This is a genomic window from Propionicimonas sp. (assembly GCF_047606205.1).
In the GTDB taxonomy this organism is placed as follows: Bacteria; Actinomycetota; Actinomycetes; order Propionibacteriales; family Propionibacteriaceae; genus Propionicimonas.
This window is the reverse complement of record NZ_JASGES010000028.1, coordinates 23878-33735: the sequence shown is the minus strand read 5'-3', so window position 1 is coordinate 33735 and position 9858 is coordinate 23878. Positions and strand designations below refer to the sequence as shown.

10 protein-coding genes are annotated in these 9858 nt (G+C 71.0%); 6 read left to right on the top strand and 4 right to left on the bottom strand.

Features of this window, described 5'->3' with window-relative positions; translation table 11 throughout:
* Positions 1-96: 96 nt before the first annotated feature.
* The 3 genes from QM633_RS01755 to QM633_RS01745 are packed head-to-tail and all read right to left on the bottom strand — an operon-like array spanning position 97 to position 3052.
* Positions 97-768, bottom strand: coding sequence for a LuxR C-terminal-related transcriptional regulator (locus QM633_RS01755; RefSeq protein ID WP_415151999.1), 672 nt, complete (start codon positions 766-768; stop codon positions 97-99).
* The gene (locus QM633_RS01750; RefSeq protein WP_415151998.1) at positions 765-2042 is read right to left on the bottom strand and encodes a PspC domain-containing protein; all 1278 of its coding nucleotides are present in this window, start codon (positions 2040-2042) and stop codon (positions 765-767) included. Before QM633_RS01750 ends, QM633_RS01755 begins: the two co-directional genes overlap by 4 nt.
* Positions 2039-3052 (bottom strand): LacI family DNA-binding transcriptional regulator, encoded by a 1014-nt coding sequence (locus tag QM633_RS01745; RefSeq protein WP_415151997.1) that lies wholly within the window; start codon positions 3050-3052, stop codon positions 2039-2041. The genes QM633_RS01750 and QM633_RS01745 overlap by 4 nt, the downstream gene beginning before the upstream one ends.
* 230 nt (positions 3053-3282) lie before the next feature.
* On the opposite strand from QM633_RS01745, the gene QM633_RS01740 reads away from it, so the two are divergent.
* Genes QM633_RS01740 through QM633_RS01730 form a run of 3 tightly spaced genes read left to right on the top strand, consistent with a single transcriptional unit; the run spans position 3283 to position 4961 of the window.
* Positions 3283-4503: a PspC domain-containing protein gene (locus QM633_RS01740; protein ID WP_415151996.1), complete on the top strand. Its 1221-nt coding sequence runs from the start codon at positions 3283-3285 to the stop codon at positions 4501-4503.
* Positions 4500-4673: a hypothetical protein gene (locus QM633_RS01735; RefSeq protein ID WP_415151995.1), complete on the top strand. Its 174-nt coding sequence runs from the start codon at positions 4500-4502 to the stop codon at positions 4671-4673. Before QM633_RS01740 ends, QM633_RS01735 begins: the two co-directional genes overlap by 4 nt.
* 21 nt (positions 4674-4694) lie before the next feature.
* On the top strand, positions 4695-4961 hold the full coding sequence (locus tag QM633_RS01730) for a PspC domain-containing protein (RefSeq protein WP_415151994.1): 267 nt from the start codon (positions 4695-4697) through the stop codon (positions 4959-4961).
* A gap of 160 nt (positions 4962-5121) precedes the next feature.
* Here the strand turns inward: QM633_RS01730 and guaA are convergent, their stop codons facing one another.
* Complete coding sequence (gene guaA / locus QM633_RS01725; protein ID WP_415151993.1) at positions 5122-6675, bottom strand: glutamine-hydrolyzing GMP synthase; 1554 nt, start codon at positions 6673-6675, stop codon at positions 5122-5124.
* A 278-nt stretch (positions 6676-6953) separates the two neighbouring features.
* On the opposite strand from guaA, the gene QM633_RS01720 reads away from it, so the two are divergent.
* From QM633_RS01720 to epsC, 3 genes are read left to right on the top strand one after another with little or no spacing between them, the layout of a single operon-like run.
* Complete coding sequence (locus QM633_RS01720; protein ID WP_415151992.1) at positions 6954-8237, top strand: O-acetylhomoserine aminocarboxypropyltransferase/cysteine synthase family protein; 1284 nt, start codon at positions 6954-6956, stop codon at positions 8235-8237.
* A 40-nt stretch (positions 8238-8277) separates the two neighbouring features.
* Positions 8278-9210 carry a cysteine synthase A gene (gene cysK / locus QM633_RS01715; protein WP_415151991.1) on the top strand — a complete coding sequence of 311 codons (933 nt, stop codon included), beginning with the start codon at positions 8278-8280 and terminating at the stop codon, positions 9208-9210.
* Positions 9210-9761 carry a serine O-acetyltransferase EpsC gene (gene epsC / locus QM633_RS01710; protein WP_415151990.1) on the top strand — a complete coding sequence of 184 codons (552 nt, stop codon included), beginning with the start codon at positions 9210-9212 and terminating at the stop codon, positions 9759-9761. Before cysK ends, epsC begins: the two co-directional genes overlap by 1 nt.
* Positions 9762-9858: the final 97 nt, after the last annotated feature.

Sequence of the window (9858 nt, the reverse complement as noted above, 5' to 3'; positions counted from 1 at the left end):
GGCTTTGCTCCCTGAATTCGGGGAGCAAAGCCGCCTTTCGGGAGCAAACGCCTCGGGTGGGACGCGTGGGACCGGGCCGCGCGGTGCGGCGAGCCGTCAGACCAGCTTGCGGTCGGTGGCCCAGCGGGTGAGCTGGTGGCGGTTCGACAGCTGCAGCTTGCGCAGGACGCTGGAGACGTGGGTCTCGACGGTCTTGATCGAGATGAACAGCTCCCGAGCGATCTCCTTGTAGGCGTAACCGCGAGCGATCAGGCGCAGCACCTCCCGCTCCCGGACCGAGAGCCGGTCGAGGTCCTCGTCGATGCTGGCGACATCGATCGCACCGGAGAAGGCGTCCAGCACGAAGCCGGCCAGGCGTGGCGAGAACACCGCGTCACCGGTCGCCACCCGCCCGATCGCCTCGACCAGCTCGTCGGCCGAGATCGACTTCGTCACGTAGCCCCGCGCGCCCGCGCGGATGATCCCGATCACGTCCTCGGCCGCGTCCGACACCGAGAGGGCGAGGAACTTCACTCCCGGCTCGATCGCCGCCACCTGCTTGATCACCTCGACGCCGCCACCCCCGGGCAGGTGGACGTCCAGCAGCACCACGTCGGGGACGGCGGCGATGATGGCCGCGACGGCGGTGGGCACGTCCTCGCCCTCGCCGACCAGGTGGACGCGATCGCCGATGTCGTGCCGCACCCCGCTGCGGAACATGGCGTGGTCGTCGACCAGCACCACCCGCCACACGGCGGGAGTGCCCGGTTCAGTCGTGGTCTCGCTCATCGTGGCAGCTCCAGTCTCACCTCGGTGCCCTCTCCGGGCGCCGTCCTGATTATCGCCCGTCCGCCGGCCCGCTTCACCCGCTCGACGATCGAGTTCCGCACGCCCATCCGGTCCTCCTCGACGTGCCCGAGGTCGAAGCCGGCGCCCCGGTCGCGGACGTAGACCGACACCAGGTCGTCGTCCACCTCGGCGTAGACGTCGATCCGTCCGGCGCCGGAGTGCCGGGCGGCGTTCACCATCGCCTCCCGGGTCGCCCTGACCACTGCGGTGAGGTCGCCGGACAGCTCGCAGTCGCCCACCGAGACCAGTTCGATGTCGACCCCATGGGTGTCCTCGACGTCCAGCAGTTCGGCCGTGAGCGCCTCCACCAGGCTGCCGCCGGCCATCGTCTCCCCGTACAGCCACTGCCGCAGCTCCCGCTCCTGCCGGCGGGCGAGCGCGGTCACCTTCTTCGGATCGGAGGCCTGCCGCTGGATCAGCGCCAGGGTCTGCAGGACCGAGTCGTGCAGGTGCGCGGCCATGTCGGCTCGCGCATCCGCGACCAACGCGTCGTCCCTGGCCCGGGCGAAGGCCTGGCGCACCCGCAGCACCCACGGCAGGGACGCCAACAGCAGCCCACCGACACAGAGGCCGACCAGGAGCACGGTGCGGGCGGTGTCGCCGAGCCCCGGCAGCGACGCGGTCAGCACGACGACCGCTCCGGCCAGCGCGGCCAGCCCGGCCACGATCGCCGTGATGGTCGACCACTGCGCGAGCAGCGGCGTCACCATCCGCCGCCAGCCGGAGCCCGTCCGCAGCTCACGGGTGGACGCGTGGTCGGCCTGCCACCAGATCAGGCCCAGCCCAGCGGTCGCGAGCAGCCCGGCCGCCAGCGCGGGCGGCGCCAGTCCCCAGCCGGAGGCCTGCACGAGCCACAGCAGGCCCACGCCCAGCAGGAGGAGGGCGCCGGCCACGCCGAGGTCGACCGGCGTCAGCGCCACGGAGCCGCCGGGGCGCAACCCGCGCCGGGCCCCCGACTCCAGGCCCGGCGCGGAGCGCTGCCCGGCCTGCCTGGGCATCACCAGCCACAGCGCGAGGTAGAGCGCGACGCCGAGCAGGCCGGCGGCGGCGAGGACCACGAAGAGCACCCGCAGCACGAGCACCGACCAGCCGAGGTGGTCGGCCAGGCCTGCGCAGACCCCGCCCACCCATGCTCCGCTGATCGGACGCACCGAGCGCGGCTGGACCGCGACCCCGGTGCCTTCGGGCTGGGACTCGCCGGCTGGAGAGGTCATGCCGATCCGCGCACCACCAGGCGGCTCGGCCGCATCATCCGCGGGTTCTGCGGCACCTCCCCGGCCAGCAGTTCGATCAGCATCTCCGCCGCCGTCCGGGTGTGTTCGTCGGCGGGGTTGGTCATCGTGGTGAGCTGCGGGTTGCACTGCAGCCCGATGGCCGCGTCGTCGAATCCGACGATCTTCACGTCCTCGGGCACCCGGCGTCCGGAACGCTGCACGACCCCCATCGCCGTGACCGCCATCAGGTCGTTGGCGACGAACAGCCCGTCCATGTCGGGGCAGCGCTGCAGGAGTTCGGTGACGGTCTCGCCGCTGCGCGCGGTGTAGCCGCCCTCCACCCGCAGCGAACTGTCCAGCCCCGCCTCGGCCATGGCCTCCTCGAATCCGGCGAGCCGCGAACGCGCGGAGGCCATGTCGAGCGGGCCGGTGATCGTACCGATCGAGCGGCAGCCCCGTGAGACCAGATGCCTGGTCGCCATCCGCGCGGCCGTCGTGTTGTCGAGGTCGACGTAGCAGACGCCCGGCGCCTCCGGATCGCCGACGAACACGACCGGCTGCCACGAGTGCGCGAGCGCGGTCGCGAGCTCCGGACCGTGGTGGGAGACGATGATCGCGCCGTCCACGTGACCCGACTCGAGGTAGCGGACCATGCGGGACGCGCTGTCCCCCGGCTGCGCCATCGCCAGCACGACCTGGACGTCCGAGCCGGCGAACGCCTGCAGGGCGCCGTGGTAGGCCTGCGGGAAGTAGGGGTCGGTGAACACGCGCTCGTCGGTCTCCGGCACGATCACGGCGATCACGCCGGTGCGGCGGGTCACCAGTGCCCTGGCCGCGCGGTTGGGGTGGTAGCCGATCTCGTTGATCGCCGCCCGGACGGCCTCGGTGGTCTTGGCGGCGACGAGCGTCCCCCCGTTCACCACGCGCGAGACGGTGGCGCGGGAGACGCCGGCGATCCGGGCCACGTCCTCCAGCGTCGGCGCCGAGTGCTCCCCGTCGAACCTGGCCACGGGGGTGCCTCCTGTCTCAAGCGGCCGGAGCGATCGGACGCGTCGACCACGTCGTCGGTGAGCGTACGAGAACCCGGCTCTGTGTGGGAACGCTATCAGGATCCGAGCCCCGTCACGTGAAAGCGCTCTCAGGTCTATCGAGGACATTTCTACACCCTCCGCGCCGATGTCGGGAGCCCTCAGGGACAACCCTTATGGCCGGTTCGGCCGCCCCGACGTTGAATGGAGTCGTGCCCAGCCCCGACCAGCTTCCCGTCATCAGTCGCCCACGCACGGGCGCGCTGGCCGGCGGGGTGTGCGCGGGGCTCGCCCGTCGCTGGCAGCTCGATCCCAACCTGCTCCGGATCGCGGTCGTCGTCCTCACCTTCTTCGGCGGGCTGGGGCTCGTCGCGTACGCGGCCTGCCTGCTGCTGATGCCCAGGGAGGGCAGCACGGAGGTGCCGCTCCGGCGCCTGCTTCCGTTCACTCGCACCTGGCCGAACCGGACCCTCGTGGTGGTCACGATCGCCGCTGCGGTCGCACTGGTGGCCGCCGTGGGGACGCAGGGGATCGGGCTCGGCCCGATGGTGGTGATCTTCTGTGTCTGGTTCTTCGGCATCCGGGGGCGCAACGTCCACACCGCCCCGCCGCAGCGCAGCGAGCCGACGCCGTTCGAGCGGGAGGCCGAGCACTGGCGGCAGCGACTCGTCGAGCAGGACACCCCCGGTTACGTCGAGGCCGCCGCACCCGCTGCCCCGCTGGCGGCCGCTGGCGAGCAGCGGTGGACGCAGCCCTACACCGAGCCCGCCTCCGACCTCGCCGTTCGCGACGACGACCTCCCCGTCAAGGGCAGCCGTCCCGCGCGCCGGCGCTGGCGGCTGTGGTGGCTCGCGCTCACGCTGGCCGGCGGCGCGGTCCTCGCCGTCACCGTGCTCGGGCATCTCGGGCTGCCGGCCACCCCGCTGGCCTACGCCGCCGCCGTCCTGGCCGGCTTCGGGGTCACGCTGGTGGTCTCGACATGGACCCGGCGTCCTCCGCTGCTGCTTCCCGTGACCCTGCTCACGGCGGTCGCGACCGCCTCGATGCTGGTGACCTCGCTCGGGGTCCGGGTGCCCGACGCCGGCGAACGCGCCTACAGCTTCCGCTCGGGCGCGGACCTTCCTGCCTCCATCGAGCTGCAGGCGGGCGAACTGACCGTCGACCTCAGCCGGCTGGAGCTGGCCTCCGACCAGAGCCTGAGCGTCCACGTCGGCGCCGGGCAGCTGAATCTCGTCGTCCCCTCCGGAGTGACCACGCAGGTCGACTGGACGGTGAAGGCGGGCGAGTACAACGCCACCGGCACCTCGGTCGGCGAGAGCAGGGGCGGCTTCGACCTCGAGGGCAGCACCCCCTACCCGGCCGGGGGCGGCGGGACGCACACGTTGCGCGTCGTGGCCGAGGTCGGGCTCGGCGAACTGGATGTGAAGCGATGAGGCGCGACCGGGCCGCATTCGCGTTCGGCGTCCTCGCCGTCGCGCTCGCCGCTGTCGCTCTGTGGACGGTCTACGGCGTGCTCGACCGCAGGCTGATCGGAATCCTCGTTCCCGCGGCGATGGTCGTCGCGGGTGTGGGTGTCCTGCTGCTCTCGCGCAGGCGCAACTGAAGTTTCGAGAAAGGAAGAACAATGAAGGAGAAGCTCACCCGTTCGGCGACGGACAAGTTCGTCGGAGGCGTCTGTGGGGGCGTCGCCCGCTCGCTCGGGATCGACTCCGGCCTGGTCCGGATCATCACCGTCGTGCTGGCGTTCTTCTGGGGCCTGATCGTCCCCGTGTACCTCGCCCTGTGGCTGGTCCTCCCGCTGGAGGACGGCGGCTCCACCGGCTTCGACGACCTCAAGAAGATGTTCGGCGGCGGCAACGGCAACACCACCCCGCCCTCCGACTACCGCTGACCCGACCCCGGATCATCCCCACCCGGACCGAGTTGGGGACGGTTCCTGACTCGGTCCATCGGGCGGGTGGACCGAGTCAGGAACCGTCCCCAACTTGGTCCACCCGCCGGACGGACCGAGTCAGGAACCGTCCCCAATCTGGTCCGCCGGGGTGGGACGGTTACTCCCACTCGATGGTGCCCGGGGGCTTGCTGGTCACGTCCAGCACCACCCGGTTCACCTCGGGGACCTCGTTCGTGATCCGCGTGCTGATCCGCTCCAGCAGGGCGTAGGGGAGCCGACTCCAGTCGGCGGTCATCGCGTCCTCGCTGGAGACCGGACGCAGCACGATCGGGTGGCCGTAGGTGCGGCCATCGCCCTGGACCCCGACGGAACGGACGTCGGCGAGCAGCACGACGGGGAACTGCCAGATGTCCCCGTCGAGGCCTGCCGCCGTGGTCTCCGCTCTGACGATTGCGTCCGCGGCCCGCAGGATGCGCAGGCGCTCGGCGTCGACGGCGCCCACGATCCGGATGCCGAGGCCGGGTCCGGGGAACGGGTGCCGGTTCACGATGTGCTCGGGCAGCCCGAGCTGACGGCCCACCTGGCGCACCTCGTCCTTGAACAGCGTGCGCAGCGGCTCGATCAACCGGAATTGGAGGTCGTCGGGCAGCCCGCCCACATTGTGATGGCTCTTGATGTTCGCCGCGCCCTCGCCGCCGCCGGACTCGACGACGTCCGGGTAGAGCGTGCCCTGGACGAGGTAGTCGATCGGGCCCTCCGCGTTGACCCGGCGGGCCGCGTCCTCGAAGGTGCGGATGAACTCGCGCCCGATGATCTTGCGCTTGGTCTCCGGGTCGCTCACCCCGGCCAGCGCGGTGAGGAAGCGGTCCTGCTCGTTCGCCACGACCAGCTTCACCCCGGTGGACGCCACGAAGTCGCGCTCGACGCGTTCGGCCTCGCCCTCGCGCAGCAGGCCGTGGTCCACGAACACGCAGGTCAACTGGTCGCCGATCGCCTTCTGGACCAGCGCGGCGGCGACGGCGGAGTCCACGCCACCAGACAGCGCGCACAGGACGCGGGCGTCCCCCACCTCCGCGCGGATCCGGGCGACCTGGTCGTCCACGATGTTGCCGCTGGTCCAGGTCGGAGTGCAGCCGGCGATGTCGTAGAGGAAGTGCTCCAGAACCGCCTGCCCGTGTTCGGAGTGCAGCACCTCCGGGTGCCACTGGACGCCGGCCAGGCGCCTGCCGGCGTCCTCGAAGGCCGCCACGGTCGCGCGCGGCGAGCGGGCGTTCACGGTGAACCCCGAGGGTGCGACGGTGACCTCGTCGCCATGGGACATCCACGACGTCAGCGAGGACGGCAGGCCGGTGAGCAGCCGGCCCGGCTCCAGCACCTCGACACTCGTGCGGCCGTACTCGCGCTGTCCGGTGCGCGCGACCGTGCCACCCAGGGCCTGCGCCATCGCCATGAAGCCGTAGCAGATGCCGAACACCGGGACGGATGCCTCCAGCAGCGTCCCGTCCAGCTGCGGCGCACCCGGCTCGTAGACCGAACTCGGCCCGCCGGAGAGGATGACGGCCGTCGGCCGCCTCGCCAGGATGTCGGCGACGGGCATCGTGTGCGGCACGATCTCGGAGTAGACCCTGGCCTCCCGCACCCGGCGGGCGATGAGTTGGGCGTACTGGGCGCCGTAGTCGACGACCAGCACCAGATCGTGTTCGGCGCTCATGGGCACAGATTCTATGGGTTGGCGAGCGACCGGATTCCAAGACGCTGTTGACCACTCCTCGGACGCGTCGCTAGCCTGCGAGCATGACCCCGACGAGCTCCGCGGCCCTGTGTTGCTGCTGCGTGCGGTCGATGTCCTGTTGTCGAATGCGCTGATCCACCAGCCCGCAACAGCCTCGCCACAGATCCCCCGCGGATCATCCAGACCATGCCCCACGGACGGCACCGACGCCCGTCCGGCTCTCCCATCACCGCACGACCAGCAGCCACAGGAGCGACATGTCCCAGCATCCCGACACCCTTGCCGTCCACGCCGGACAGGAGGACGCCGACCCGGCCACCAACTCCAGGGCGGTCCCGATCTACCAGACCACGAGCTACGTGTTCGACGACACCGAGCACGCCGCCGATCTCTTCGCGCTGCGGGTGCCGGGCAACATCTACACCCGGATCATGAACCCGACCCAGTCGGTGTTCGAGACCCGCATCAACGCCCTGGAGGGCGGGGTCGGGGCGCTCGCGACCGCGTCCGGGGCGGCGGCGATCACCTACGCGGTGCTCAACCTGACCTACGCCGGCGACAACATCGTGTCGGTCTCGACCCTGTACGGCGGCACCTACGCGCTGTTCGCGCACACGCTGCCGCAGTACGGCATCGAGGTCCGCTTCGTCGACCCCGACCACCCTGAGAAGCTGGCCGAGGTCGTCGACGAGAAGACGAAGCTGGTCTTCGGCGAGACGATCGGCAACCCGGCGATCAACGTCCTCGACCTCGACGCGTGGTCGGAGGCTGCGCACGCGGCGGGCCTGCCGTTCATCGTGGACGCGACGGTCACGACCCCGATCCTGGCCAAGGTCTTCGACCACGGCGTCGACGTCGCCGTCCACTCGGCCACCAAGTACATCGGCGGCCACGGCACCAGCGTCGGCGGCATCATCGTCGACTCCGGGAAGTTCGACTGGACCGCCCACTCCGAGCGCTTCCCCGGCCTCACCCAGCCCGATCCGGCCTACCACGGCGCCGTGTGGACGGACGCCGCAGGCCCGGCCGCCTACATCATCCGGGCCCGGACCGTGCTGCTGCGCAACACCGGAGCCGCCGTGTCGCCGTTCAACTCCTGGCTGTTCCTGCAGGGGCTGGAGACCCTGCACCTGCGGATCGACCGGCACTCGTCCAACGCCCTCGCCGTCGCGACCTACCTCGAGGGCCACGACAAGGTGGCCTGGGTGAACTACCCGGGGCTCGAATCGTCGCAGTCCAAGCCGGTCGCCGACCGGATCTTCACCGGGCGCGGGTACGGCGGCATCCTCGCCTTCGGCCTGAAGGCCGGCCGCGAGGCGGGCGCGACCTTCATCGAGTCCCTGCAATTGTTCTCCCACCTGGCGAACATCGGGGACGCCAAGTCACTGGCGATCCACAACGCGACCACGACACACTCTCAGTTGACCGAGGAGGAGTTGGTGGCGGCGGGGGTCGCGCCGGAGATGGTTCGGCTGAGCCTGGGTATCGAGTACATCGACGACCTGATCGCCGACCTGGACCAGGCGTTGGCCCAGGTCTGACCCCACCGGCGACTCCCCCACCGCAAGAGGAAGAGGACACATGGCGTACTTCGAGGACGCGACCCAGCTGATCGGCCGCACCCCGCTGGTGAGGATCAACCGCCTCTACGGCGACTCCCAGGCGATCGTCCTGGCCAAGCTCGAGTTCTACAACCCGGCGAACTCGGTGAAGGACCGGATCGGGGTGGCCATCATCGACGCGGCCGAGGCGTCCGGCGAACTGCGGCCGGGCGGGACGATCGTCGAGGCGACCTCCGGGAACACGGGTATCGCGCTGGCCTTCGTCGGCGCGGCCCGGGGCTACAAGGTCGTCCTGGCGATGCCGGAGACGATGTCGAAGGAGCGCCGTGCGCTGCTGCGGGCATTCGGGGCGGAGCTCGTGCTCACCCCGGGCGCCGAGGGCATGAAGGGTGCCGTTGCCCGGTCCGAGCAGATCGCGGCCGAGACACCCGGTGCGATCCTCGCCCGGCAGTTCGCCAACCCCGCCAATCCCGACATCCACCGCAGGACCACCGCGGAGGAGATCTGGGCCGACACCGACGGCTCGGTCGACTACGTGGTGGCCGGGGTGGGCACCGGTGGCACCATCACCGGTGTCGGGCAGGTGCTGAAGGAGCGCAAGCCCGGGGTGCGGATCGTCGCGGTGGAGCCGGCCGAGTCGCCGCTGCTGTCGGGCGGCTCCCCCGCCCCGCACAAGATCCAGGGCATCGGGGCGAACTTCATCCCCGAGATTCTTGACCGCTCGGTGATCGACGAGGTGCTGCCGCAGAGTTCCGAGACGGCGATCGAGTGGGCGCGCAGGGCGGCCAGGGAGGAGGGCCTGCTGGTGGGGATCTCCTCCGGCGCAGCCCTCGCCGCCGCCGGCGAGCTCGCCGCGCGGGACGAGAACGCGGGCAAGACGATCGTCGTGATCATCCCCTCGTTCGGCGAGCGCTACCTGTCCACGGTCCTGTACGCCGACCTGCTCGACTAGTGCGGGACCTGTTCCGGCGCGCGTGGGCGCGGATCCAGGAGGACCTCGACACGGCGATGCGGGAGGACCCCGCCGCCACCTCGAAAGTCCTGGTCGCGCTCACCTATCCGGGCATCCACGCGGTGTGGAGCCACCGGCTGTGCCACCGGCTCTGGACGATGTCGCCGGCCCTGCAACCGCTGGCCCGGATCCTCTCGCAGTGGGCCCGGGGGTTCACCGGCATCGAGATCCATCCCGGTGCGGTGATCGGGCGGCGGTTCTTCATCGACCACGGCATGGGCGTGGTGATCGGTGAGACCGCCGAGATCGGCGACGACGTCCTGATGTACCACCAGGTCACACTGGGTGGACGCAGCCGGGGCAGGTTCAAGCGGCACCCCACGATCGGCAGCAACGTCCTGCTGGGCGCCGGCGCCAAGATCATCGGCCCGATCACCGTCGGGGACGGCAGCAGGATCGGAGCAAACGCACTGGTGGTCAAGGACGTCCCCCCGAACTCCGTGGTGACCGGCATCCCCGCCAACACCACCCCCGGCGACGTCATCGCCTGACCGCGCAGCCCCGGCACCCGGACGGGCGCCAGGCTCCGGCGGCCGGTTCGCCCATAATGGGGACATGGTGGTGGACAGCGAAGGCGCGTGGGCGTCG